This is a genomic window from Cupriavidus agavae (genome assembly GCF_004217045.1).
Lineage (GTDB): Bacteria > Pseudomonadota > Gammaproteobacteria > Burkholderiales > Burkholderiaceae > Cupriavidus > Cupriavidus agavae.
In genome coordinates this window covers 150,421-176,111 of record NZ_SGXM01000004.1, presented here as the reverse complement: position 1 = coordinate 176,111, position 25,691 = coordinate 150,421, and the positions used below count along the sequence as shown (strand labels likewise).

The window sequence follows — 25,691 nt, the reverse complement described above, 5'->3', positions numbered from 1 at the left end:
TGACGCCTGGCGCTGCCCGCGCAGTCACCAGTGGTCCGATACAGGGCAGGATGGCAGCGATGGCCCGCGGCGTAAATCTCGCTTTTTCGAAGCGGCCCTTCGCCTGCGGCGAATGCGGTCCGGCCTGCGTCCGGCTTCGTCTGGCATCACCTGTTCGGGCTTGGTACAGTGTGGCCGAAGGAGAACCCATGCACTTCGATTTTGCCGATCTACGGCTCTTCTCGCGGATTGCCGAGGAGGAAAACCTGTCCCGCGGGGCGAAAAAAGCATTTCTGTCGCCCGCCGCGGCCAGCGCGCGGCTCAAGGCGCTGGAAGACCAGCTCGGGACGCGGTTGTTCTATCGGGAGAGCAAGGGCCTGTCGCTGACACCGGCCGGGGAGCGCCTGCTACGCCATGCCCGCGTCATCGAACGCCAGTTCGAGCACGTGCGCAGCGAGTTCGAGGAGTTCTCGAAGGATTCCGTCGGCCACATCCGCATCTTCGCCAACACCACGGCAGTCACCGAGTTCATGCCTGAGGTGCTGGCCCGCTTCATGGCCCAACGCCATGCGGTGACGGTCGATCTTCAGGAGCGGCTGACCAAGGACATCGTGCGGGGCGTACTGGACGGCAGCGCGGACCTGGGCATCATTTCCGGCCCGATGACGGCGGAAGGGCTGGAACTGATCCACTTCAGCACTGACAAGCTCGTGCTGGTCACGCCGGTCGGCCATCCGCTGACGAAGAAGGAAGGCATCTGCTTCGAGGACACGCTCGAATTCGAGCACGTCAGCCTGCACGAAGGCAGCACACTGCACGCCTTCCTGACTGACCTCGTGCGCGACCAGCGCAGCCGGCTCCAGATCCGCATCCAGGTAAGAAGCTTCGAGGCGGCCTGCCGCATGATCGAAGCCGGCGTCGGGGTGGGCGTGCTGCCGCTCTCGGCGGCCCTGCGCCACCAGCGGACCATGCAACTCGCCATCGTCGAATTGCCCGAGGCCTGGGCAGTCCGCGAGCGCGCCGTGATCGTGCGCGAACTGGACGGCCTGCCCAGTTGCGCCAAGGCCCTCATCGACACGCTGATCGAGGCCGCCGAGTCAGCCGGCGGCGCGCAGATGGCGCCGTGACGCCTTAGCGCATCGTAAAGGGGTTGCCGGTCGGCGCCCCGGTATTGACCCAGACGCTCTTGGTCTGCAGATACGCATCGATGGCAGCGATACCGTTCTCCCTGCCGAGGCCCGAATCCTTGTAGCCTCCGAACGGCGACATGACACTCACGGCCCGATACGTGTTGACCCAGACGGTGCCGGCCTGAATGCGCTCCGACATCCGGAAGGCGCGGCCGATATCGCTCGTCCAGACCCCTGCGCCCAGCCCATAGCAGCTGTCGTTGGCCAGCGCCACGGCATCGTCCTCGTCCTTGAACTTCAGGATCGACAAGACCGGCCCAAAGACTTCCTCCCGGGCAATCCGCATGCCCGGCCCGACATCGGCAAAGATGGTCGGTTCCACGAACCAGCCCCCAAGGCTGGCCGGCTTGCCGCCCAACAGCAGGGTCGCGCCCTCGGCCTTGGCGATCCCGATGTACGAGAGCACCTTCTCGTACTGGGCAGCGGTCGTGATCGGCCCGACCTGGGTGGTCGACTCCATCGGATTTCCCAGCCGCGCCGTTTTGGCCAGTGCCAGCAGTCTCTCCACGAACTGGTCGTGGATGTCATCCTGCAGCAGCAGCCTGGACCCCGCGATGCAGGTCTGGCCGCTGGCGGCAAAGATGCCGGAGACGGCGCCGTTGACGGCATCGTCGAGATTGGCGTCGCTGAAGACGATATTGGGCGACTTTCCGCCCAACTCCAGGCTCACATGCTTGAACTGCGCCGCGCACTGCTGGTTGATCACCCGGCCGGTGGCGTCCGATCCGGTAAAGGATACCTTCCTGACCAGTGGGTGGGTCACGAGCGGGGAGCCGACCTCGGCACCAAACCCCGTCACCACATTGAAAACGCCTGGCGGAAAGCCCGCATCCTGGAACAGCACGGCAAGTTCCAGCGCCGAGACCGATGTGAACTCAGAAGGCTTGACGACCACGGTGCAGCCCGCCGCCAGCGCCGGCGCGATCTTCCACGCCAGCAGCATCAGCGGCGAGTTCCACGGCGTGATGGCCGCGACCACACCGAGGGGCTCCTTGCGCGTGTAGTTGAAATAGCCTTTCTTGTCGAGCGGAATGACCGCGCCTTCGACCTTGTCGGCAAGGCCGCCGAAGTAGTAGAACCACTGCGGCAGGTACTTCAGCTGCGCGCTCATCTCCGCCAGCAGCTTGCCGTTGTCACGTACCTCGAACTCGGCCAGCCGGTCCGCATTCTGCGCGACCAGGTCTCCCAGCTTGCGCAGCAAGGCCCCCCGCTGGGTCGCCGTCATCTCCGCCCACGGTCCGGACCGGAAGGCGCGGTCCGCCGCCTGCACGGCCCGCTCCACATCGGCGCTGCCGCCGCGCGCGACTTCGGCCCAGGGCTGCGCGGTGTACGGGTTGCAGGTCTCGAACCAGCGGCCGTCCGCCGCATTGCCGAATGCGCCGTCAATGAACATGGGGTACTGCTTCATGGCACTGTGCTCCCTGTGTGGACGACGCTCAGAACGGGGCAAACCCAAGGTGCTCGCGGAAACGGTTCTTGACGTAGACGCCATCCCGCGACGGCAGGGCGCGCTGGGGCTCCTCGGTCGAAATCCGGACCTGGGCGACGATCATGCCGTCCGCCTTCCCGATCTCGCGGACCAGCGCATCGAGTTCGCAAATATCCGAGATCTCAAGCGTCGTCGGCACGCCCACCGCCCTGGCCACCTGCGCCAGGTTCGTCCCGAGGCTGGTATGGCTTTGCTGCATGCCTGTCTCGCCGAAGTGCCCATTGTCCAGAATGACCACCGACAGGTTATTCGGATGCTGTGCCGCTGCGGTGGCCAGGCTGCCGATACCCATGAGTTGCTCGCCATCGCCCGTGATGGCTATCACGGTCCTGTCTGGCTGCGCCACGGCCAGACCCAGCGCCAGCGACGTCGAACCGCCCATCGCGCCCCACAGGTAGAAGTTGCCGGGCCGGTCGCCGGCGGCGAAGACATCGTAGGAGGGCGATCCCAGCCCCGAGACGACCAGCGCATCTGGAAAAGCCTTCAGCAACGCCGCCACGAACTGGCGTCGATCGATACCTTGCGCGGGAGAGGAGAAGGAAGCAGTCATGTTCATCGCATCCATTTTTTGCGGCCGATCAGGCTCTGTGAGAGAAGGATTGCCACGCGGTTTCCGGCATCGAACGCCGACGCCAGGCCGGCATCGACGATTTCCGCGGCCTCCTCGGGCGAGTTGACGCGATAGACCGTGATGCCCATCAGTTCGAGAGCTTTCTCGGTGGCCAGACCCATCGGGTTCTGCCAGGGATTGAATTCGGCATACTCGCCGCGCATCGTCACGAGCGTGAAGAACGGGAAGCGGCAGCTATCGAGCAGCGAGAACATGTTCACGCAGTTGCCCACGCCGCTGCTCTGCATCAGCAGCACGGCACGCTGGCCTCCCAGCCATGCGCCGCTGACAACCGCGACGCCCTCCTCCTCCGTGGTCAGCACGATGTCCCGGATGTCCGGGTCGGCCTTGGCGCGCTGGATGACATGCGAATGGCCGGCATCGGGCACGTACGCAATCTGTTGCACATGGTTTTCCTTGAGCGTCTGGAAGATGGCCTCATGCCATGAGGGCGGCTCAGTCAGGGGACGGGTCATAGTGGGCAGTGGGTTGGGGACTGGGGAACGACCATGCCATCATAGTTTTGAATGATTGAATACATGAAATACAATTAATTGATTCCAGCATCACGATTCTGAATGGGAGGGACATCAATGGATATCAAGCAACTCAGGGCCCTCCTGGCAATTGCCGAGACGGGCAGCGCCACCAAGGCTGCGGACATGCTTCGCATCGTCCAGCCAGCCGTTTCCAGGCACGTGCGCCTGCTGGAAGAAGAGCTTGGGGTGGAGTTGTTCGAGCGGGAACGGCACGGCATGGTGCTCACGGAGCCCGGCCGCACGATGGCGGAGTACGCGCGACGCGCGATCCAGGAACTCGACCGCGCCAAGGCGCAGATCAAGCCAGCCAGCCGTGAGCTGTCGGGCACTGCAGCCATCGGCCTCCTGCCGAGTACCTGCGAGCTGCTTGCCACGGAACTGGTCTCGGCAGTCAAGGCAAAACACCCGCAACTGGTTGTACGGATCAACGCCGGGTATGCCGGGAACGTGCTGGAATGGCTGGAAGCGGGCGACGTCGAGGTGGCCCTGCTCTACGACACCAAGGTCTCGTCCAGCCTGGCCGCCGAGGCATTGCTCGATGAACAGCTCTACCTGATCGGCGCGCCGGGGTCGCTGCCCGGCGCCGGGGCCACGGTGCAAAGCCTGAAGGACATTCCCCTCGTCCTGCCAAGTGTCCGCCACGGCCTGCGCGGCGTGGTCGAGCATGCATGCGCGGTGGCAGGCATCACGCCGATGGTGGCCATGGAGACCAATGCGCTCAGCGTACAGAAGGCCCTCGTGGCCCAGGGCTTCGGCTACTCGGTATTGCCGAGTTCGGCAATCTCGGAGGAACTCGAAACAGGTGCTCTGGACGGGGCACCTATCGTCTCGCCGAACCTGTCACGCCGCATCGTCCTGGCGCATGCCAGCAGCCGCCGACCCTCCCCGGCCAGCAGCTTCGTCGCCGGCGAGCTGGTCGCGCTGATGCGCCGGCTGGTACTCGACGGAGCCTGGCCGGGTGCCAGCTGGATCGGCAGCTAGCGCGGCGGGAGCGCTCATTCCTGCTGGATGGCCCCAGCCTTGATGACCTCCGCCCAGCGGCGGGTTTCCGCCCCCACGAATGCGGCGGCCTTCTCCGGCGTGGAGCCCTGCACGGGCTCCACGCCAAGTTTCAGCATGCGCTGCTGCACGTCCGGGTCCTTCATCGTTGCCAGCAGTGTCGCGCCGAGCTTGTCGATGACAGCCGGCGGCGTCCCCCTCGGCACCATCACCATGTTCCAGATCGACGTGTCATAGGACGGGAAACCCGCTTCCTTCATGGTCGGCACATTGGGCAGCACTGACGACCGCGTGGCAGTGGTGACGGCAAGCGCCTTCAGCTTGCCTGTCTGAATCATCGGCGCGGCCGTCGATACGGCATCGGTGATGAAGGGGATATCTCCGGAAATCACCGACTGGATCGCCTGGCTGGCGCCCCGGAACGGAACATGGGTGACCTGCAGCTTCTCCTGATAAGCCAACAGCTCGACCGCCATATGCAGGGCACTTCCCTTGCCGGCCGACCCGTAGGAATAGGTGCCCGGATGCTTCCTGATCTCGTCGATGAACTCCTTTGCCGTGTTGGTCTTCACCGCCGGATTCACGGCAAGCACCATCGGCACGGACGCGACAATCGAGATCGGCACGACATCGTTGGAATCGTAAGGCAGCTTTTTGTAGAGCGAGGCATTGATGGCGTGGGAACTGGTGCCAAACAGCACGGTATAGCCATCCGCCTTCGATTTCGCCACCGCGTCGGTCGCTATGGTCCCGCCGGCGCCGGCACGGTTCTCCACGACGACGGACTGGCCAAGGAGCGCGCTCATCCTGCTGGCGACGATCCGCGCCACCAGATCGGTACTGCCGCCTGCCGCAAAGCCGACGATCATCCGCACGGGGCGGTCCGGATAGGCTTGCTGGGCGTGGGCGCTGCAGGCAACGAGCGCACCAACCCCCACCTTGATGAGGAACTGTTTCATGTCTCTTCCGGGATGATGTTCTTGTCCGGGGCAGCAACCGCCGTGCCCCCGTGAAAGCCATGTTATCCACGGAACTAGCGATAGAGAAATAGAATATTTGGCCGCTGCCATCACAACATGGCATACCTGAAGCGGCCATCGTCCAATGGGAACGGCCCGCACGTGGCGGGCCGGAAACGGGTCCGGGAACGGACCCCGCTTTGGATCGGGGCAGCGGAAAGCCCTTACGGCGCCTCCACCTTCATCGTCTTCAGCAGCGGCTGCCACTTCCCGCTTTCCGCCTTGAGCCAGGTCTGCAGGCCGGCAGGCGTCTGTTTCTCGACCGGGACGATCTCGGCGCCGAGTTCGTCGAGCCGTTTCGCCACCACCGGATCCTTGAGCCCCTGCTGCAGCGCCTTGGTGAGCCGCGCCGTGACGGCGGGCGGGGTGCCCTTTGGCGCGTAGACGCCGTGCCAGACCTTCATCGAGAAACCCTTCACGCCCTGTTCGTCGAGCGTCGGGCTGTTGGGCAGCGCCTTGATGCGGGCCGGAGTGGTCACGCCGTACATCTTCACGCGGTGCGCGGCGATCTGCGGCAGCGTGGATGTGGTCTGGTCGCAGAGCAGGTCCACCTGCCCGCCCAGCAGGGCGGTCATGGCGGGGCCGGTGCCCTGGTAGGGGATGGCCGTCATCTTGACGCCCACGGCCTCTTCGAACAGCAGGCCGCAAAGTTGCGACACGGCGCCCAGGCCCGCGTTGGCCAGCGTGACCTTGTCCTTGTTGTCCTTGACGTACTTGACCAGTTCCGCGGCGTTGTTCGGTGGCAGGTCCTTCTTGCCGAGCATGGTCATCGGCACGTCGGCCACCTGCCCGATGTAGTCGAAATCCTTGAGCGGGTCGTACGACAGCTTCTTGTAGAGCGCCGGCGCCGTGGCCATGCCGTTGTGATGGATCAGGATGGTGTAGCCGTCCGGCTGCGCCCGGGCGACGAAAGCCGCCGCCACCGTGCCGCCGGCCCCGAGGCGGTTCTCTACCACCACGCTCTGGCCAAGATCCTTCGACATCGCCTGCCCGAGTGCGCGGGCCACGACATCGGTCGGGCCGCCGGCCGCGAACGGCACCACCAGCACGATCGGCTTGGACGGGAACGCGTCCGACGCCGCCGCCGCTGATCCCAAGGCCACGCCCAGCGCACCCACCGCCAGGCGGACGCACGATGCCATCAAAACCGCATGTTTCCGAACCATCTTCTGTCTCCGATAGCGCCGGGGCGACCTGTCGCCGCACGGCTTGTTCTACTGTCGGGGGGAAGGTTGCGGGAAAACCGCCAGTCACGGCAATCCGGAAAAGCCGAATGGTGCGTACGGCAAATCCGAACGCGCCCGGCATGCGGCGCCCGCCGTCAGGCCGGCTTGCGGAACACCAGGCTGAAGTTGTTGGCCGGCATCGGCACTGGCTCGTCGCAGGCCAGGCCATGGGTCGCGCCGAGCGCCACCACGTCCTCCATGTCGCGCACGCCCCAGTCGGCGTCGGCCACGCGCAGTTGCCGGTCGAAGGCTTCGTTGCTGGGCGCCGTATGGGCGCCGTGGCGGCGGTACGGGCCATAGAGATAGAGCACGCCGCCGGGCGCCAGGCGCCGGCCGGCACCCGCGAACAGCGCCCCGGTTGCGGCCCAGGGCGAGATGTGGACCATGTTGATGCAGACCATGGCGTCCACGCGGTCAACCGGCCACGGTTCGCGGCGCACGTCGATATCGAGCGGCGGCAGTACGTTGGCAAGCTGGGCGTGGGCCGTCCAGGCGGCGATCGACTCGCGGTGGGTCGCGTCCGGGTCGCTGGGCTGCCAGGTCAGTCCGGGCAGCGCGGCGGCAAAGTGCACGGCATGCTGGCCGGTGCCGCTGGCAATTTCCAGCAGCGTGCCGGATACCGGCAGTATCTGGCGCAACACGGCCAGGATGGGAGCGCGGTTGCGCTCGGTGGCGGGCGCCATGCGGCGCGCGGTGATGTCTGCGGTGGGCTCTGTCATGCCATCTCCTGCGGGGTAGCGGTGGGCGTTTCTCCGGTCTGGGCCGGCGGCCAGGCCACAGGTTAGCAGCCCCGGCGCGTCTGCGGGGTCAGCCAATGCGCAGCGACGAGCCGCCCGTGCGCTACACTCGGCCTTCTGTCCGCCTACCCTGCCCGTTTCAGACCTTGCCCACGTACACGCTTGCCGCCCCGGTCCACGCCGAGATCGAGATCCGCAAGAGCCGCTTCATCGCCCTGGCCGTGCCGGTGGCCGACCGTGACGCGGCCATGGCCGTGATCCACGACCTGCGCACCACGCATCCCACCGCCACGCACGTGTGCTGGGCGCTGCTGGCGGGCGGGCAATCGGGCATGTCCGACGACGGCGAGCCCTCGGGCACCGCCGGACGGCCCATCCTCGAAGTGTTGCGCCACCATGATCTCGACGGGGTGCTGGCCGCCGTGGTGCGCTACTACGGCGGGATCAAGCTGGGGGCCGGCGGACTGGTGCGCGCCTATACCGACGCCATCGCCGGCGCGCTCAAGGATGCCCCGCGTGTCGAGCGCATTGCCTATGCCACGCTGACCGTCGAGGTGGACTATGCCGACGAGCCGCGCGTGCGGCGCTGGATCGACCAGTCTGCCGCCGATGGCTGCTCGCTGGCCGATACCGCCTATGGCGCGCTGGCCACGCTCACCATCCGCCTGCCCGCCGCGCTGCGCGAGCCCGCCACGGCAGCCCTGCGCGATGCCACCCATGGGCGGGCCGCATTTCCGCAAGCCGATGCCTGAGTGCCACGCCATGGCCGCGCCAACCGACGACGCTGAATTCACGGCCTGCGTGCTGCCGGGCGGCGCCCGCTTTCCGGCACCGGCCTCGCTGAGCCTGCTCGAAGCCGCGCTGCTCGACGGCCGGCCGCTGCCCAGTTCCTGCCGCAACGGCACCTGCCGGGCCTGCCTGAGCCGGCTCCATGCGGGCAGCGTCCGCTACCGGATCGACTGGCCGGGCCTGAGTGTCGACGAGAAGGAAGACGGCTACATCCTGCCGTGCGTGGCGTGCCCCACCAGCGATGTCACGTTCGAGCCGGTGGGCACCAGCTAGGCGCTAGCGGCCGTTGACCGAGAAGAACCGCAGTGCGATCTTGAGCGCATCAGGCCCGGATGGGTCCGAGAACGCCTGCCCGGGCGTGCCGCCGCTCCACGCATGGCGCAAACCCTCCACCCTGACCAGCCGCAGGTAAGGACGCGGCCCGGACTGCCAGTCGAAGACATCCACCGCGCGCCGCGTGCCACGCCGCACGCGGCGGGGCGCCTGCGCTTCCGGCTTCGGCATGCCGGGCGGCGTCAGTTCGAGCCACAGCGCGGCGGTGGAGGTGGCGTTGTCGTAGGTCACCACGCTGTCCTCGTCGCCATGGAGCAGCAGCAGGGGCGGCGCGCGGCGGCCGGCCAGCGCGAGCCGGGCCGCCGTGATGTCGGGGGAGCGCTCGCCGCGCATGGCCTTGGTGGCCTGCGTGGCATTCAGCGCGCTGTACGGCGCGGCGCCCGAGTGGGAACCGATGGCGGCGAAACGGTCCGGATAGTTCAGGCCGAGCATGGTCGCCATGGCGCCACCCGCCGACAGCCCGAACGCGCAGACGCGCTCGGCCACCACCGGGTAGCGGCGCACCACATGGTCGATCATTGCCATCAGCAGGGCCGTTTCCGAGGCGCCACGCGCCATCGGCCGGAACCAGTTCCAGCAGCGCTGACCGTTGGCGGGTACCGACTGCTCGGGCATCAGCACGATCCAGCGCGCGTCGCGCGCCACCGTGGCCACGCGCGTACACGCCGCGAAGCTCGCGGCATCCTGGCCGCAGCCGTGCAGCAGCACCAGCAGCGGCGCAGGCCGTGCGGCGCTCACGCCGGGCGGCACGAAGACGCGGTAGTGGCGATGCGCCATGCGCCCGATGCCGAGGCCGAAACCCCAGTCGCCCTCTTCCCAGGACCCGCCGCCACGGCTCACCGGCGCGCGCGCCGGCGTGACCACGCCGCTCAGCGCGCGCCGGGTGGCCTTGCCCATCGCTTCGCCCATGGCCTTGCTGGCGGCCTGCCCCTGCTTCTGGGCGGCGCGCAACATCGGATCGGTCACGGTACGCGCCATGGTGCGCTGAAGCTGGCGCGCACTGCGCGTCGCCTGCTTGCTCAGCGTTGTCCACAACTTCAAGCCACCGGTGTGCCGCTTCATGCCGCTCCGCCTCTCGTCCCGTGCTGCCTCAAGCCAGATTGCGATGATGCACGAGTATGGAGCGGAATTGTGTCAGCTTCTCGCGGACGGCCCTGTCAGAAGGCACCCCGCAGCGCCAGTTCGGCACCCAGCAGCAACAGCCCGCAAAAGAACAGCTTGCGGAAGCGTTCGGCGCTGATCCGGTGGCGCAGCCACTGGCCGAGGAACATGCCTCCGAGCGCCGGCACCAGCGCCAGCGCCGAGGCACCCAGCACCGGCATGTGCAACAGTGCCCCGCCCAGCGCCAGGCTCACGGCCAGCGCGATCGTCGACACCGTGAACGACAGCCCGAGCGCCTGCACCATGCTCTCCTTGTCCAGCCCCAGCCCCTGCAGGTAGGGCACGGCCGGAATCACGAACACCCCGGTCACCGCCGTGATCGCGCCCGTGACCAGCCCGGCCAGCGGGCCCAGCCACGGCTCGGCGCGCGCCGGCACGGTCAGCCGGACCGCCGCCAGGCCCAGGATCGCATAGAAGATCAGCGCCACGCCCAGGGCATTGGTGGCGTGCGCCATCAGCGTGGCCGGCACCAGCGCCGCGCACAGCCAGGTGCCCACGCAGATCGCCACGAGCATGGTCCAGAGCCGCCGCACCAGTTGGCCGAAGCGTGGCCCGCTGAACAGCTGCACCACGTTGGTCACCATCGATGGCGCCACCAGCAGCGCGGCAGCCTGCGCGGGCGGCATGACCAGCCCGAGCAGCCCCACGGCCACCGTGGGCAGGCCCAGCCCCACCACGCCCTTGACGAAGCCGGCCAGCAGGAAGGTCAGGCCGATGAACGCAAACTCATAGCCGGGTTGAAACGTCGTCATGCCAAAGGCTCCCGGGCGTCAGTGTTCGTGGGCATCGTGGGCGGCGCGGCTGTCCGCCGGCGCCTCGTCGCGCTGGTCCAGCCCGTAGTCGCGCAGCACCTGCGCCACGCGCAACCGGTAGTTGGCGAACACGCCACCGCGCCCGGCCGCCTGCGCCTTGCGGTGGTCGAGCGTATTGCGCCACGCGAGCACCGCCGCTTCGTCGCGGAAGAACGACAGCGACAACAGCTTGCCGGGCGTGGTCAGGCTCTGGAAGCGCTCGACCGAGATGAAGCCGTCGATCGCCTCCAGCGTCGGCTTCAGGTGGGCGGCAATATCGAGGTAGGCGTCCTGCCGGCCCGGCGCGGGCTCGACTTCGAAGATCACGGCAATCATGGGGGCTCCTGGTTGTTCTTGCTGGCGGGATGGCCCCATGATCCCAGCATTCCGGGACCGATGCTTCAGCTTGTCGTGAAATGTCGAATGGGCGCGGCGGCGCCGGATCGTTGCGGTCGGGCATCCTCATGGATAGCGCCGGGCATACCATCGCACGATGGTGCGACGCCGGGCCCTGCCCTACCATGGAATCACCTCTTCTTGAGGACCATCCTCCCTCCGTTGCGCCCGCTCTCCCCGGCGGGCGCTCTTTTTTTTAGGGCGGCCCGCCTGCGCTATGATCGTGCGCCTTGCCGACGATTCCGCGTTCATCCGCGCTTTTCCCGTGATCCCCCTGCTCAAGTCCGGCCTGGCCGCCGTCCTGCTGGCCCTGGCCGGCGCCGCCCAGGCCAACGACATTGCCTGCGACGCGCCAGCCAACCGCGCCAGCCAGATCATCTGCGAACACGCGCTGTTCTCGATGGGCTACCAGCGCATCTACACCGACCAGCAGCGGCTGCTGCAGGCCGGCGTGATCTCGCAGGCCGACATCGACGGCTTCCGCGCCCGGCGCGACCGCTGCGATTCGGCGGCATGCCTGGACACCGTGTTCTCGGCGTGGAAGCAGCATCTCGTGGACATCGGCGCCGCCCGGGCGCTGCGCGGGCGCCCCACGCGCTGACGGCCGCCGCGAACGTCCCACATATCTGATCGTCGCCTGCGCCATATCAGATCGTGCAGCGATACCGGTCTGGTATCCTGCCACGCATCCCTTCCGACCCGAACGATCATGAGCAGGCTGCGCCTCTGGTTCTTCATGTTCTGCGTGGTCGCGCTCGGGATCTGCGGGCCGGTGGCACTCACCGCGTGGCTGTCGCACGAATTCGCCGAGCAACTGTTCCGGCAACGCGTGGACCAGTTCACCGAGCGGGCGCTGCAGCGCGTGGAAGCCGTGGCGCGCGACGCCATCGCCGCCGCCGGCGCGGCCGACGCCTTTGCCGGGCACGACTGCAGCGCCGCCCATCTCGATGCCATGCGCGAGGCGGACCTCCAGCACCGCTACGTCAGGCAGATCACCTACCTTGACCAGGGACAACTGCTGTGCGCGTCGTCGTCGATGCCCGGCGCGCTGCGCAGCATCGAGGGCCAGACGGGCACCTGGACACCGCTGGCGGCGCTGGGCGCCAGCTACCGGCCCGGCGCCACCAACGAACCGCAGCGCACCATGCAATTCCGCGTTGGCCGCCACGTGGCCGTGGTCGACGCCCAGTTCTTCATCGACATCGTGCCGTTCGACGAGCATATCCGGCTCGGCATGATCGATACCGGCACGGGCCGCGTCGTGGTGGCCTGGCACGATACCGACGGCACCACGCTGCATCGGGCGTGGGTCGGGAAGCTCGACGGTCAGTTGCGCGACGGGCGCTACCTCGACGTCAGGCAATCGGCCAGCCTGCCCTTCGCCGTGGTGGCCTACGAACCGTCGGTGGAGCTGGCCAGTACCTGGACCAACCTGCTCTACGCCAGCGTACCCGTGGCGCTGGTGGTCAGCATGCTGGCCACCTGGCTGATGCTGCGCTGGGGCCGGCGCCTGCGCAGCCCCGAGCACGCGCTGCGCGATGCCATCCGCCGCAAGGAGTTCTTCGTGCTGTACCAGCCGGTGATGGCGCTGGAGGATGGCCGCTGCGTCGGCGCCGAGGCGCTGGTGCGCTGGCGGATGCCGGACGGGCAGGTCGCCATGCCCGACAACTTCATCCCCATGGCCGAGGCGGTGGGCGTGATCCACGCGATCACCCGCTGCATGATCGAAGTCCTCGTCCGTGACCTTGGCACCCATCTGGCGGCGCACCCTGGCCTGCATGTCTCCATCAACCTGTCTGCCGAGGATTTCCGGCGTGCCGACACGCTGCCGTTCCTGTCCGCCGAACTGGCCCGGGCTGGCGTGGGTGCCGAGCAGGTGTGGATCGAGGTCACCGAGCGGGGTTTCGCCAACGATGCCGCCTGCCGCGATGCCATCGCCGCGTTCCGCCGCGCCGGCCACCTGATCCTGATCGACGATTTCGGCACCGGGTATTCCAGCCTGGCCTACCTGCAGGACCTCGACGTGGACGGCCTGAAGATCGACCGGGCCTTCGTGGAATCGATGACCACCGACAGTCCCACGCGCAGCGTCGGCCCGCACATCATCGACATGGCCCGGGCGCTCGACATGCGCATGGTGGCCGAGGGGATCGAGACCGCCCCGCAACGCGAGGCGCTGCAGCAGCGCGGCGTGCAGTACGGCCAGGGCTGGCTGTTCGGCAAGGCCATGCCGGCACCGGCATTCCTCGACTTCTGGCGCCGGCACGCCATCGCGGGCCGGACCGTGGCAGACAGTCGCGCCTGAACCGTCGGGGTACAGCAACACCGCCGTCCCGCTTTCACACTTCGGCCTTATACTCCGCGTTCCAATCCGGACCACCGGGGTGGCGCGGCACCAGGGCGGGGCACCCTCCGGGCCGCGTGGAGTTCAGGCACCAGGTTCATGAAACTGCCGGCACGCCACGGCCAGACAGCCAACAGGCGGACGCAGCGGCAGATATCACAATAAAAAGCAGGAACAAGGTATTTTTGGGGCGCAGGAAATCGCCGGAAGGCGGCGCGGGCAGGTCAGAACCGCCCGCCGCTGGCCGGCGACGGGCTTGGACCGATGAAGACAATTCGTAGTGCGGCGTTGGCACCCGTGCCCGCCGATCAGCGAGGCGGCACGGCCATCGATGCCTCGCTGGCTCGCCTCACCCGGCATGACCAGTTGCAGGCGGTCTGCCGCACGGTACGCATCTCGATCCCGATCAACATCGTGCTCGGCATCAGCGTGCTGGCGGTGGCATGGCACGCCGGACGCGGCCCGGCGGCGAGCGCCTGGTTTGTTGTTTCATTGCTCTGCAACCTGCTGCGCATCTGGCTGTGCCAGCGCCCGGTCAACAAGGCAGGCGCCGCGCTGCGGGGCGACGATCCACGCCTGCACCGCGCGGTTGCGCTGCACCTGCGCGCCCACTGCACGCTGGCACTGCTGTCCGGGCTCACCTGGGCCGCCATCCCGATGCTGTGCAACGGCTATACCTCGCCACAGGCGCTGTTCTACCTGACCGTGGTCTGCGGCATCACCGCCGGCGCCGTGACACACGGTTTCGCCTACGCCCCCATCCCGCTCTGCTTCATCACACCGCCACTGCTCTCCGCCGCTGCCTGCCTCGTGGTCTTCGGCGATTTCGACCGCTACTGGCTGGCCTTCACCACGCTGCTGTACCTTGCCGCCCTGATCCGGTGCACGCTCGAAAGCGAACGGCAGATCCGCCATTCGATCCGGCTCAAGAACGAAGCCACGGCCATCCAGCATTCGCTGCGCGTGGCCCACGCGGACGCGCTGACCCGCGCCGACGAGATGTGGACGCTCGCCAGCCAGGACCCGCTGACCGGCCTGCTGAGCCGCAGCGGCTTCTTCGACCTCGCCAACCGGCGCTTCAGCCATGGCAGCAGCGGACGCCACTGCCTGCTGCTGCTCGACCTCGACGGTTTCAAGGTCATCAATGACGCGTTCGGCCACAAGGCCGGCGACGGCGTGCTGCGCGAGGTGGCGCGGCGGCTCGCGGCCGTGGCCGGCCCGGACATGATGGTGGGCCGCATGGGCGGCGACGAATTCATGATCCTCTACGATCCGTTCGAGGCGTCAGACTGCCCGGCCAGCCTGGCCACGCGGCTGATCGCCGCCGTGGGCGAGCCGCTGGACGGCTACGAGTACTGCCCGGTCGGCATCAGCATCGGCATCTGCCGGGGTCCGGACCTGAGCCTCGACGACATGCTGCTCTTTGCCGACGCGGCGCTCTACGCGGCCAAGCGCCTGGGCCGCAACAGCCATTACGTGTTCGACGAGGACCTGCGCCGCCACATGAAGATGCAGCGCGACATCGAGCGCGACCTGCCGCGTGCGCTGTCCGACGACATGCTCGAAGTCTGGTTCCAGCCGATCTTTGCCGATGGCGGCACGCGGGTGCGTAGCCTGGAAGCGCTGATCCGCTGGAAGCACTGGCGCCACGGCTGGGTGCCGCCGCCCGAGCTGGTGTCAGTGGCGGCCGCCTCGGGGCTCTCCGAGCCGCTGCTGCGCGCCACGCTGGCCAAGGTGTGCCGGCTGCTGAAGGTGATCCACGCCCGGGAGGGCCGCCAGATCCCGGTGGCGATCAACCTGTCGCCGCGCGAGATGGCGCAGGTCGATATCGACCGGCTGCTGCTGTCCACGCTGGCCGAATGCGGCATCCCGCCCGCGCTGCTGACCGTGGAAATCACCGAGGAAATCGCGCTCGACGTGGACGCGGTGCAGGGCAAGCTCGGCAACCTGGCCCGCGCCGGCGTGGCCATCGCGCTCGACGATTTCGGCGTGGGGTACTCGGGCCTGGGGGCGCTGCGCCAGTTGGGTGCCGCCTGCGTCAAGGTGGACCGCAGCTTCATCACCGGCATTGCCGGCTCGCCGCGCAACCAGGACCTGATGCGCGCCGTGCTGAGCCTGGGGCGCTCGTTCGGCTTCGAGGTGGTGGCCGAGGGCGTGGAATACGAGGCCGACCGGCAGACCCTGATCGCCATCGGCTGCCAGGCGATGCAGGGCTACCTGCTGGCGCGCCCGATGCCCGAGGCCGACCTGCCGGCCTGGCTCGACGCCCGCAGCGCGCAGCCGTGCGGCGTGACCATCCTCGCCAGCGCCGCCACCCCGGCCTAGCCGCCGCGTGCGCGGCGCGCTTCGTACGCTTTCAGGTGTGTCAGCGCCAACTGCAGCGTGGGCGCCCCGGCCTGCTGCCGGCGGGCCAGCAGGTCGCCGACGATCTGGTCCGACTCGATCGCGGCGCCGCGCTCGATGTCGCGCAGCATCGATGCCGTCATCTTCGACCCATCGGTGAGCAGGTTGGTGCGCGCCTGGGCCAGCGCCGGCTCGCGGATCGGATGGCCGTTGGCGGCGGCAATGGCAGCGCACTCGTCGAGCAGCGCAGTGATGGTCTCGCGGCCGCGCGGCGCGGCCAGGATGTCGCCGATGGCCGCCCGCATCAGGCACGTGGACGACGCCAGCGTGGCCAGGAAGAACCATTTCTCCCACATGTCCTGCAGCATCGATTCGCTGTGCTGGAGGTCGAACCCTGCGTTGCCGAACAGCGCGGCCAGCGCCCTGGAGCGGTCGCTGGTGCCCGAAGGACGCTCGCCGAAGGACAGGACGTGCATCGGCGAGAGCTGCACGATGGTGCCGTCGTCGTCGAGCGTGCTGGAGATCATGCAGCGGCCGCCCATGACGCGCTCCGCGCCGAAGCGGGCGTCGAGCTGGTCGAGGTGGGCCATGCCGTTGAGCATCGGCACGATCGCAGTACCGGGGCCCACGGCAGGCGCGATATCGTCCATGGCGCTGCCGAGGTCGTACGCCTTGCAGCTCAGCAGTACCACGTCATAGGGCGCGGCGATGCCGGCCGTCAGGACGCGCGGCGGATCGGGAATGTGCAGGTCGCCGTGCGGGCTCCTGACACGCAGGCCATTCCCGGCCAGTTGCGCGGCCCGGCGCGCCCGCACCAGAAAGGTGACATCGCGCCCGGCCTGCAACAGCCGCGCACCGAAATACCCGCCAATGGCACCCGCCCCCACCACCAGAATACGCATCTCCGACTCCCCAGGTCAGGCCCGGCCGTGCGCCGGGCGATGGGGCATTGTAGTGGGGGTCGGGGATTGGTGCCGGGCCTGTGCCGGGCCTGTGCCGGGCGCAGATCAGGTCAGCAGATTGAACACGAACCCCAGCGCCACCGCTCCACCAAGGGTCTCGACGGCGGCCAGGGCCATCAGGTTCCGGAAAATGCGTGCATCGTCCTGCGTGGTCACCATGGTTGTCTCCCGTTGGTTTTCCAAGACTGCAACCTGTGGCTTCAGTAGACTGCAGCCGCGGCGTGACGAACAGTTGGCACAAACCCGGATCGGGAGATTCCCGATGCCGCGCCGGGTGCCCGACACGGAAACCCCCTACAATATCGCCCCGTACAACGGCGGCCGCCTGGCCGCCGTCTGCTTTTGGCTGCACCTGAACCCCTGAATCCCATGATTTCTCACGCTTGCGGCGTCGATTTCGGCACGTCCAACTCCACCGTCGGCTGGCTGCGCCCGGGCGCGCCGACGCTGCTGCCGCTTGAAGACGGCAAGGCCACGCTGCCGTCGGTGATCTTCTTCCATGCCGAGGACCCACTGGTCAGCTATGGCCGCGCGGCGCTGGCCGACTACCTGGCCGGGTACGAAGGCCGCATGATGCGTTCGCTCAAGAGCCTGCTGGGCACGTCCATGATGGACGACAGCACCGAGGTCATGGGCCAGGCCATGCCGTTCCGCAAGCTGCTGGCGCACTTCATCGGCGAACTCAAGGGCCGCGCCGAACGGTCCGCCGGCCGCGAATTCAGCGCGGCGGTGCTGGGCCGTCCGGTGCATTTCATCGACGAGGACGCCGCCGCCGACCAGCTGGCCGAGGACACGCTGGCCGAAATCGCGCGAGACGCCGGATTCCGTGACATTGCCTTCCAGTTCGAGCCCATTGCCGCCGCGTTCGACTACGAAGCCGGCATTACCGGCGAGGAACTGGTTCTGGTGGCCGATATCGGCGGCGGGACGTCGGACTTTTCGCTGGTGCGGCTGTCGCCCGAGCGGGCGCGCAAGATCGATCGCCGCGAGGACATCCTGGCCAACGGCGGCGTGCACATCGGCGGCACCGATTTCGACCGCGCGCTGAGCCTGGCCAGCGTGATGCCGCTGCTGGGCCTGAACAGCCAGTTGCGCAACGGCAAGGCGATGCCGTCGGGCCAGTATTTCGACCTGGCCAGCTGGCACACCATCAACCTGGTCTATACGCGCCGCGCCTGGGCCATCGTGATGGACAACTACCGCGACGCCGCCGAGACCGATAAGCTCGACCGCCTGATCCGGCTGATCCGCGAACGCGCCGGGCACTGGCTGGCGATCCAGGTGGAGGCTGCCAAGATTGCATTGTCGGGCGAGACCAGCACCATCGTGGACCTGGCCCGGATTGCCCCGGACACCACGCTGGAGATCACCCGCGCCGATTTCGACGAATCGATCGCCAAACTGGTGGCAAAGACGGCCGACACCGTGCAGGGCATGCTGAAGACCGCCGGCGTGACGGCCGACGCGGTCGATACGATCCTGTTCACCGGGGGTTCCAGCAGCGTGCCGCTGCTGCGCGAGCAACTGGCCCGGCTGCTGCCGGCCGCGCGCCGCGTGGAGGGCGACCTGTTCGGCGGCATCGGCTCGGGCCTGGCGCTGGACGCGGCCCGCAAGTTCGCCTGACAGCGCGGAGAACGCTGCAGATCGGCGCTACAGATCGGCCTTGCAGATGCCGATCTGCTGCGCCATCAGCACCAGGTCGGCAAAGGTGCGCGCCCGCATCTTGCGCATGGCCTGGCCGCGGTGGATCTTCACGGTGACCTCGCTGATGCCGATCTCGCCGGCAATCTGCTTGTTCAGCAGGCCCGAGACGGCCATGCCCATTACCTCGGCCTCGCGCGGCGTCAGCGTGGCGTAGTTGGCGCGGATTTCCTCGACCTTGCGCAGCCCCTTGCGGCGCAGCCGGTCCTTGGCGATGGCCGCCGAGACCGCATCGAGCAGGTCCTGGTCGCGGAACGGCTTGGCCATGAAATCCTCGGCGCCAGCCTTCATGGCCGTCACCGTCATGGCGATGTCGCCGTAGCCGGTCATGAAGATGATCGGGATATGGTTGCCCATCTGGGCCAGCCGGCTCTGCAGGTCCAGCCCGCTGGGGCCGCGCAGGCGCACGTCCAGCACGAGGCAGCACGGCACATCCGGAATCTTGTAGTCGAGCAGTTCGGCGGCCGAGCCGAACAGCACGGCCGGCATGCCCACCGACCGGAAAAGGTTGCCCAGCGCATTGCGCAGCATGGTGTCGTCGTCGACGACGATCACCATGGCATCGTCGTCCCCGGCGTCGCTGCCGGTGGGCTCGCCACTCTGCGCCATCACGCTCTTCTCTCCGTTTCGCTGGGTGGTGGGGCGGCCTGATGCCAGTGGCCATGACCCCGCGGCCCGGCGCACTTCCCCTGGAAGCCCGCATTTCAACACACCGCGCGCCGGGCTGCCACCTATACCAATGTGTGAGGCCGGCGCCCTCCGGCACGGCGCCGGCCCGCCGCATTCCGCCGCCGCCCCCCCCTCGCACCGCGGTGTCCAACCCATACGAAGTGTCTATGGCGCGCCCGCGCGCGTAGCCCTACCCTGCGCAGGCTGCCAACCGGGTGTTGCCCGCCGCTACGCCATCGGTATGGCCGGAAGCGCGTTGCGGCGCATCGGTAACACCGAGGCCGCGCCGGCTAATACGATCGGCCAATGGCCCCCTGCGCGCCGGCCATCTAGGCTTTACGTCGGGTTGCATCGCACCACCCCCGGGGATGTCCCCTGTGCGATCCGACCCGTGCGGAGGGCCGGCCATCGCCGTACCGCCGCACGTCGCCCCCAACCTTCGTATCAAGGAGCAACATCATGTCCAACCCGAAGCTCGAAGTGCTGACGCCGCAGAACAGCCAGCTGATCATCATCGACCAACAGCCGCAGATGGCCTTCGGCGTGCAGTCGATGGACCGCCAGACGCTGAAGAACAACGTGGTCGGCCTGGCCAAGGCCGCGAAGATCTTCAACGTGCCGACCACGATCACCACGGTGGAGAGCGATTCGTTCTCGGGCTACACCTTCCCGGAGATCCTCGACGTGTTCCCGGGCCAGAAGACGCTGGAGCGCACCTCGATGAACTCGTGGGACGACCAGAAGGTACGCGACGCGCTGGCCGCGAACGGCCGCAAGAAAGTGGTCGTGGCCGGGCTGTGGACCGAAGTCTGCAATACCACGTTCGCGCTGTGCGCCATGCTCGAAGGCGACTACGAGATCTACATGGTGGCCGACGCCTCCGGCGGCACCACCAAGGAAGCCCACGACTACGCCATGCAGCGCATGGTGCAGGCCGGCGTGGTGCCCGTGACCTGGCAGCAGGTGCTGCTGGAGTGGCAGCGCGACTGGGCCCACCGCGACACCTACGACGCCGTGATGAAGCTGGTCAAGGAGCACTCGGGCGCCTATGGCATGGGCGTGGACTACGCCTACACGATGGTGCACAAGGCCGGGCAGCGTACCGCCACGCCGCACGAGTCGGTGGCCCCCGTCGCCGCCCGCTGAAACGCCCGGCCATCACTTTCACCAGACTTTCATTCGTCCATATCCTTTAATGAGCAAGCAGAACGAGACACAAGCCGCCGGACACTCGTCGTCACGGCGCAAGGTGCTGTTGTCGGGTGCGGGGACGGTCGGCGCTGCCGCCGTGACCGCGGTCACGCTGGGCGCCCCTGCCATGGCCGACGCGGCCACGAAGAAAGGCGCCTCTTCCCATCTCTCCTCAGGATCGAAAGACATGAGCTACATCACCACCAAAGACGGTACGCGCATCTTTTACAAGGACTGGGGCAGTGGCCGCCCGGTCGTGTTCTCGCACGGCTGGCCGCTCGACGCCGATGCGTGGGACGCCCAGATGCTGTTCCTGGTGCAGAAGGGCTTCCGCGTGATCGCCCATGACCGCCGCGGCCATGGCCGCTCGGACCAGCCGGCCCGCGGCAACGACATGGATACCTATGCCGATGACCTGGCCGCCGTGCTCGACACGCTCGACATCAAGGAAGCCGTGCTCGTGGGCCACTCCACCGGCGGCGGCGAGGTGTCGCACTACATCGGCCGCCACGGCACGAAGCGCGTGGCCAAGGCCGTGCTGATCGGCGCCGTGCCGCCGACCATGGCCAAGAGCGCCGCCTACCCGAACGGCCTGCCGCTGGAAGTGTTCGACGGCATCCGCAAGGGCGTGGCCGATAACCGGTCGCAGTTCTACAAGGACCTGGCGATGCCGTTCTTCGGCTTCAACCGTCCGAATGCCAAGGTTTCGCAGGGCACCATCGACGCCTTCTGGGCGCAGGGCATGGCCGGCGGCATCCTGGGCCAGTACCTGTGCGTCAAGGAGTTCTCGGAAGTGGACTACACCGAGGACCTCAAGAAGATCGACGTGCCCACGCTGGTGCTGCATGGCGATGACGACCAGATCGTGCCGATCGACAACGCTGGCAAGCTGTCGGCCAAGATCGTCAAGAACGCCACGCTGAAGATCTACCCGGGCGCCCCGCACGGCATGTGCGTGACCCACGCCGACCAGGTCAACGCCGACCTGCTGGCCTTCATCAACAGCTAAGGTCCACGCTTCATGTCTGTATCCCGCCGGCAATTCATTGCCTCGGCTGCCGCCCTGGGCGCGGCAGCCTCTTCGGAGCTTTTTGCAATGTCACCGACCCCGACCCCCGACCTCATCCTCGTCAACGGCAAGTTCACCACCCTTGACAAGTCCAACCCGCAGGCCGACGCCGTAGCCATCCAGGATGGCCGTTTCGTCAGCGTGGGCACGCGCGACGAGGTCATGAAGCTCGCGGCAGCGACGACGAAGATCGTGGACCTGAACGGCCGGCGGGCCATTCCCGGGCTGATCGACAGCCACATGCACATCATCCGCGGTGGCCTGAACTACAACATGGAACTGCGTTGGGACGGCGTGCGCTCGCTGGCCGACGCCATGCGCATGCTGAAGGACCAGGTCGCCCGCACCCCGGCGCCCCAGTGGGTGCGCGTGGTGGGCGGCTTCACCGAGCACCAGTTCGCCGAGAAGCGCCTGCCGACCATCGAGGAACTGAACGCCGTGGCGCCCGATACGCCCGTGTTCATCCTGCACCTGTACGACCGCGCCATCCTGAACGGCGCCGCGCTGCGCGCCGTGGGCTACAACAAGGACACGCCGAACCCGCCGGGCGGCGAGATCATCCGCGACAAGGCCGGCAACCCCACCGGCCTGCTGCTGGCCAAGCCGAACGCGACCATCCTCTACGCCACGCTGGCCAAGGGCCCGAAGCTGCCGGCCGAGTACCAGAAGAACTCGACGCGCCACTTCATGCGCGAGGTGAACCGGCTTGGCGTGACCGGCGTGATCGACGCAGGCGGCGGCTACCAGAACTACCCCGAGGACTACAACATCATCGAGGAGCTGCACCGCGACGGCCAGCTCACGGTGCGCCTGGCCTACAACCTGTTCACGCAGAAGCCCAAGGAAGAACTGGCCGACTTCAAGACCTGGACGTCCACGGTCAAGCCGGGCCAGGGCGATGACCTGTACCGCCACAACGGCGCGGGCGAAATGCTGGTCTACACGGCCGCCGACTTCGAGGATTTCCGCGTCGAGCGCCCGGACATGCCGCCGTCGATGGAAGGCGACCTGGAGCCGGTGATCCGCCTGCTGGCCGAGAAGCGCTGGCCGTGGCGCCTGCACGCCACCTATGACGAGACCATCTCGCGTGCGCTGGATGTCTACGAGAAGGTGGCCAAGGACGTGCCGTTCAACGGCCTGAACTGGTTCTTCGACCACGCCGAGACGATCACCGACCGCAATATCGACCGGATCGCCGCACTGGGCGGCGGTATCGCGGTGCAGCACCGCATGGCCTACCAGGGCGAGTATTTCGTCGAGCGCTACGGCGCCAAGGCCGCCGAAGCCACGCCGCCGATCAAGAAGATGCTGGAAAAGGGCGTGAAGGTAGGCGCCGGTACCGACGCCACGCGCGTGGCGTCGTACAACCCGTGGGTTTCGCTGTACTGGCTGACCACCGGCAAGACCGTGGGCGGCATGGCGATGTACCCGCAGGCCAACCTGCTCGACCGCGAGACCGCGCTGCGCCTGTGGACCGAGGCCAACACCTGGTTCTCGTCCGAGGAAGGCAAGAAAGGCCAGATCAAGCCCGGCCAGCTGGCCGACCTGGCCGTGCTCTCGGCCGACTACTTCGCCGTGCCGGGCGACGATATCCAGGACATCACCTCGGTGATGACCGTGCTCGGCGGCAAGGTGGTCTATGGCGACAACGAGTTCGACAAGCTCTCGCCCCAGATTCCGCCGGCCATGCCCGACTGGTCGCCGGCGCGTCACGGCAGCAAGTACCAGCCGCGTCCCACGGCCCAGACCAAGCTGGCGATGAACACGGCCTGCGGCTGCGCCAGCTCGTGCGGCGTACACGGCCACGCCCATGCCAAGGCCTGGACCACCAGCGCCCCGACCTCGGACGAAAGCACGTTCTGGGGCGCGCTGGGATGTTCTTGCTGGGCGTTCTGATACGTCACCACTCCGCTGTATTGCTCCCCTCTCCCCCAACGTGGGAGAGGGGTTGGGGGTGAGGGCCAGCCTCTCAAGACGCGACGCAGGCAGATTGCACCGCCATGCCCTCACCCCCAGCCCCTCTCCCGCCATGCGGGAGAGGGGAGCAGGCAACCCCCCGTATTCCGCATTCCCGATTCCCCCGGAGACTCGCCATGCATCCCTCCTCATCCCCCCTGGCGGCAGCCGGCTCCGGCACGACCCGCCTCCCCCGCTGGCTCCACTGGCTCGCCCTGCTGCTGCTCTGCGCGGCATACCTGCAAGGCGGGCTCGTCAAGCTGTTCGATTTCTCCGGCGCGGTCGCCGAGATGCAGCATTTCGGGCTGTCGCCGGCCGTGCCGCTGGCCGCCGCCACGATCGCGCTCGAACTGGCCGCACCGGCCATGATCCTGCTCGGCGTGTTCCGCTGGCTCGGCGCGCTGGCGCTGGCCGCCTTCACGCTGGGCGCCATGTTCCTGGCCAACCGCTTCTGGGACGCCCCGCCCGAGGCGCAATTCATGATGGCCAACGCGTTCTTCGAGCATCTGGGCCTGGTCGGCGGCTTCATCCTGGTGGCCTGGCATGACCTGAACCAGCGGGGCCGCGCATGACGCAGGCCACCGCATCCGCCGCCAAGCCCGCCGGCTCGTTCGCGCCGCTGGCGCAGCCCACCTTTGCCGTGCTGTGGGTGGCCACGGTGCTCGGCAACGTCGGCAGCTTCATGCGCGACGTGGCCAGCGCATGGCTGGCCACCGACCTGTCGACGTCGCCCGCCGCCGTGGCCACGATCCAGGCCGCCGCGACGCTGCCGGTGTTCCTGCTGGCCATCCCCGCCGGCGTGCTGTCCGACATCCTCGACCGCCGGCGCTTCCTGATCGTGATCCAGTTCCTGCTGGCCGCCGTCAGCGGCACGCTGGCGCTGCTGTCATGGCAACAGGGCCTGACCATCGAGTTGCTGATCGGGCTGGCCTTCGTCGGCGGCATCGGCGCCGCGATGATGGGGCCGACCTGGCAGTCGATCGTGCCGGAGCTGGTACCGCCGAGCACGCTGCGCCAGGCCGTGGCGCTCAACGCGCTCGGCGTCAACATCGCGCGGGCCATCGGTCCCGCCACCGGTGGCCTGCTGCTGGCCGGCTTCGGCGCCGCCGCTACCTACGGCGCCGACCTCGTCAGCTACATCTTCGTGATCGGTGCGCTGATCTGGTGGAAGCGGCCGCAACAACCCACCGATCCGCTGCGCGAACACTTCTTCAGCGCGTTCCGCGCGGGCCTGCGCTTCACGCGCGCCCACAGCAAGCTCCATATCGTGCTGCTGCGCGCGGCGGTGCATTTCGCATTCGGCAGCAGCGTCTGGGCCCTGCTGCCGCTGGTGGCCAAGCAACTGCTGCATGGTGGCGCCGGCCTGTACGGCGTGCTGCTCGGCGCGGTGGGCGCGGGCGCCATCCTGGGCGCGCTGACCATGCCGTCGCTGCAGAAGAAGCTCGACAGCGACGGCGTGGTGCTGGCCTCGGCCATCGCCACGGCCGCCGTGATGGCGGGCCTGTCCTTCGCCCCGCCGGTCTGGCTCGCGCTGCCGCTGCTGCTGGTGCTCGGCGCGGCCTGGATCATGGCGCTGACCACGCTCGGCGGCGCCGCCCAGGCCATCCTGCCGAACTGGGTGCGGGGCCGTGCGCTGGCCGTCTACCAGATGGTCTTCAACGGTGCGCTGGCGGGCGGGAGCCTGCTGTGGGGCTTTGTCGCCCAGGCCCTGGGCACGCCTCACGCGCTGCTGATCGCCGGCATCGGGCTGGTGGTGGCCGCCCTGCTGCTGCACCGCATCCGCCTGCCGCGTGGCGAGGAAGATCTTGCGCCGGCGCGCCACTGGGCCGAGCCCGAAATGGCCGACGAGATCGCGCACGATCGCGGCCCGGTCATGATCCTGATCGAGTACTGCATCCCGGCCGCCAGCCGCGACGACTTCCTGCGCGCCGTGCACGGGCTGTCCGAGGAGCGGCTGCGCGACGGCGCGTTCAACTGGGGCGTCATGGAAGACCCGGCCAACCCCGAGCTGCTGACCGAATGGTTCCTCGTGGAATCCTGGGCCGAGCACATGCGCCAGCACCGCCGCGTGCCGAATGCCGATGCGGATCTGCAGCGCGGCGTGGCCGGCTTCCATGTCGGCACCGAACCGCCGCGCGTGCGCCACCTGCTTGGCGTGGGCCTGCCGCCTGGCGCGCGCTGACCTCCAACCCTGTATC

The 25,691-nt window shown here is 67.9% G+C and carries 24 protein-coding genes; 13 read left to right on the top strand and 11 right to left on the bottom strand.

The genetic code is table 11. The annotated features are described in order from the left end of the window. Window positions 1-188 precede the first annotated feature (188 nt). Window positions 189-1,106, top strand: coding sequence for a LysR family transcriptional regulator (locus EV147_RS16855; RefSeq protein WP_130392363.1), 918 nt, complete (start codon window positions 189-191; stop codon window positions 1,104-1,106). Window positions 1,107-1,110: 4 nt separating this feature from the next. Here the strand turns inward: EV147_RS16855 and EV147_RS16850 are convergent, their stop codons facing one another. From EV147_RS16850 to EV147_RS16840, 3 genes are read right to left on the bottom strand one after another with little or no spacing between them, the layout of a single operon-like run. Then, on the bottom strand, window positions 1,111-2,577 hold the full coding sequence (locus EV147_RS16850; RefSeq protein WP_130392362.1) for an aldehyde dehydrogenase: 1,467 nt from the start codon (window positions 2,575-2,577) through the stop codon (window positions 1,111-1,113). Between the two features lie 28 nt (window positions 2,578-2,605). Continuing rightward, window positions 2,606-3,208, bottom strand: a complete 603-nt coding sequence (locus EV147_RS16845) for a thiamine pyrophosphate-dependent enzyme (RefSeq protein WP_130392361.1) — start codon at window positions 3,206-3,208, stop codon at window positions 2,606-2,608. A 2-nt stretch (window positions 3,209-3,210) separates the two neighbouring features. Then, the gene (locus EV147_RS16840; protein WP_130392360.1) at window positions 3,211-3,744 is read right to left on the bottom strand and encodes a thiamine pyrophosphate-binding protein; all 534 of its coding nucleotides are present in this window, start codon (window positions 3,742-3,744) and stop codon (window positions 3,211-3,213) included. 117 nt (window positions 3,745-3,861) lie between these two features. Between EV147_RS16840 and EV147_RS16835 the strand changes: the two genes are divergently transcribed. After that, the gene (locus tag EV147_RS16835; RefSeq protein WP_130392359.1) at window positions 3,862-4,788 is read left to right on the top strand and encodes a LysR family transcriptional regulator; all 927 of its coding nucleotides are present in this window, start codon (window positions 3,862-3,864) and stop codon (window positions 4,786-4,788) included. A gap of 14 nt (window positions 4,789-4,802) precedes the next feature. Here EV147_RS16835 and EV147_RS16830 read toward each other — a convergent pair whose 3' ends face one another. From EV147_RS16830 to EV147_RS16820, 3 genes are all read right to left on the bottom strand, one after another. After that, window positions 4,803-5,765, bottom strand: coding sequence for a Bug family tripartite tricarboxylate transporter substrate binding protein (locus EV147_RS16830; RefSeq protein WP_130392358.1), 963 nt, complete (start codon window positions 5,763-5,765; stop codon window positions 4,803-4,805). A gap of 224 nt (window positions 5,766-5,989) precedes the next feature. Further along, window positions 5,990-6,967, bottom strand: a complete 978-nt coding sequence (locus EV147_RS16825; RefSeq protein ID WP_235844784.1) for a tripartite tricarboxylate transporter substrate-binding protein — start codon at window positions 6,965-6,967, stop codon at window positions 5,990-5,992. A 179-nt stretch (window positions 6,968-7,146) separates the two neighbouring features. Next, a complete protein-coding gene (locus EV147_RS16820) occupies window positions 7,147-7,770 on the bottom strand; it encodes a DUF938 domain-containing protein (protein WP_130392356.1) in 624 nt (207 codons plus the stop codon). Window positions 7,771-7,934: 164 nt separating this feature from the next. Here EV147_RS16820 and EV147_RS16815 point away from each other — a divergent pair, with 164 nt between their 5' ends. Together EV147_RS16815 and EV147_RS16810 are read left to right on the top strand one after the other, a co-directional pair. Next, window positions 7,935-8,540 (top strand): IMPACT family protein, encoded by a 606-nt coding sequence (locus EV147_RS16815; RefSeq protein WP_130392355.1) that lies wholly within the window; start codon window positions 7,935-7,937, stop codon window positions 8,538-8,540. A 10-nt stretch (window positions 8,541-8,550) separates the two neighbouring features. Continuing rightward, the gene (locus EV147_RS16810) at window positions 8,551-8,850 is read left to right on the top strand and encodes a 2Fe-2S iron-sulfur cluster-binding protein (protein WP_130392354.1); all 300 of its coding nucleotides are present in this window, start codon (window positions 8,551-8,553) and stop codon (window positions 8,848-8,850) included. Between the two features lie 3 nt (window positions 8,851-8,853). Here EV147_RS16810 and EV147_RS16805 read toward each other — a convergent pair whose 3' ends face one another. From EV147_RS16805 to EV147_RS16795, 3 genes are all read right to left on the bottom strand, one after another. Further along, complete coding sequence (locus EV147_RS16805; RefSeq protein WP_130392353.1) at window positions 8,854-9,972, bottom strand: extracellular catalytic domain type 1 short-chain-length polyhydroxyalkanoate depolymerase; 1,119 nt, start codon at window positions 9,970-9,972, stop codon at window positions 8,854-8,856. 95 nt (window positions 9,973-10,067) lie between these two features. Then, window positions 10,068-10,823 carry a sulfite exporter TauE/SafE family protein gene (locus tag EV147_RS16800; protein WP_130392352.1) on the bottom strand — a complete coding sequence of 252 codons (756 nt, stop codon included), beginning with the start codon at window positions 10,821-10,823 and terminating at the stop codon, window positions 10,068-10,070. Between the two features lie 18 nt (window positions 10,824-10,841). Further along, window positions 10,842-11,198 (bottom strand): antibiotic biosynthesis monooxygenase family protein, encoded by a 357-nt coding sequence (locus EV147_RS16795; protein ID WP_130392351.1) that lies wholly within the window; start codon window positions 11,196-11,198, stop codon window positions 10,842-10,844. A gap of 277 nt (window positions 11,199-11,475) precedes the next feature. Here EV147_RS16795 and EV147_RS26270 point away from each other — a divergent pair, with 277 nt between their 5' ends. From EV147_RS26270 to EV147_RS16780, 3 genes are all read left to right on the top strand, one after another. Continuing rightward, on the top strand, window positions 11,476-11,859 hold the full coding sequence (locus tag EV147_RS26270; protein ID WP_235844783.1) for a hypothetical protein: 384 nt from the start codon (window positions 11,476-11,478) through the stop codon (window positions 11,857-11,859). Between the two features lie 108 nt (window positions 11,860-11,967). Next, complete coding sequence (locus EV147_RS16785) at window positions 11,968-13,563, top strand: EAL domain-containing protein (RefSeq protein WP_130392350.1); 1,596 nt, start codon at window positions 11,968-11,970, stop codon at window positions 13,561-13,563. Between the two features lie 336 nt (window positions 13,564-13,899). After that, window positions 13,900-15,927: a putative bifunctional diguanylate cyclase/phosphodiesterase gene (locus EV147_RS16780; protein WP_198680278.1), complete on the top strand. Its 2,028-nt coding sequence runs from the start codon at window positions 13,900-13,902 to the stop codon at window positions 15,925-15,927. Here EV147_RS16780 and panE read toward each other — a convergent pair. Continuing rightward, a complete protein-coding gene (gene panE, locus EV147_RS16775; protein WP_130392348.1) occupies window positions 15,924-16,847 on the bottom strand; it encodes a 2-dehydropantoate 2-reductase in 924 nt (307 codons plus the stop codon). The genes EV147_RS16780 and panE overlap by 4 nt on opposite strands. Window positions 16,848-17,276: 429 nt before the next feature. Between panE and EV147_RS16770 the strand changes: the two genes are divergently transcribed. Further along, window positions 17,277-18,530: an Hsp70 family protein gene (locus tag EV147_RS16770; RefSeq protein WP_130392347.1), complete on the top strand. Its 1,254-nt coding sequence runs from the start codon at window positions 17,277-17,279 to the stop codon at window positions 18,528-18,530. Window positions 18,531-18,557: 27 nt separating this feature from the next. Here the strand turns inward: EV147_RS16770 and EV147_RS16765 are convergent, their stop codons facing one another. After that, entirely contained in the window at window positions 18,558-19,217 is a 660-nt protein-coding gene (locus tag EV147_RS16765) for a response regulator transcription factor (RefSeq protein WP_130392534.1), read from the bottom strand. A 519-nt stretch (window positions 19,218-19,736) separates the two neighbouring features. Here EV147_RS16765 and EV147_RS16760 point away from each other — a divergent pair. From EV147_RS16760 to EV147_RS16740, 5 genes are all read left to right on the top strand, one after another. After that, complete coding sequence (locus EV147_RS16760) at window positions 19,737-20,423, top strand: hydrolase (RefSeq protein ID WP_130392346.1); 687 nt, start codon at window positions 19,737-19,739, stop codon at window positions 20,421-20,423. A 232-nt stretch (window positions 20,424-20,655) separates the two neighbouring features. Beyond that, complete coding sequence (locus EV147_RS16755; protein WP_130392533.1) at window positions 20,656-21,477, top strand: alpha/beta fold hydrolase; 822 nt, start codon at window positions 20,656-20,658, stop codon at window positions 21,475-21,477. Window positions 21,478-21,489: 12 nt separating this feature from the next. Beyond that, window positions 21,490-23,433 (top strand): amidohydrolase, encoded by a 1,944-nt coding sequence (locus EV147_RS16750; protein ID WP_130392345.1) that lies wholly within the window; start codon window positions 21,490-21,492, stop codon window positions 23,431-23,433. Window positions 23,434-23,630: 197 nt separating this feature from the next. Next, window positions 23,631-24,065, top strand: coding sequence for a DoxX family protein (locus tag EV147_RS16745; RefSeq protein ID WP_130392344.1), 435 nt, complete (start codon window positions 23,631-23,633; stop codon window positions 24,063-24,065). Next, window positions 24,062-25,675, top strand: a complete 1,614-nt coding sequence (locus tag EV147_RS16740) for an MFS transporter (RefSeq protein WP_130392343.1) — start codon at window positions 24,062-24,064, stop codon at window positions 25,673-25,675. The genes EV147_RS16745 and EV147_RS16740 overlap by 4 nt, the downstream gene beginning before the upstream one ends. Window positions 25,676-25,691 lie beyond the last annotated feature (16 nt).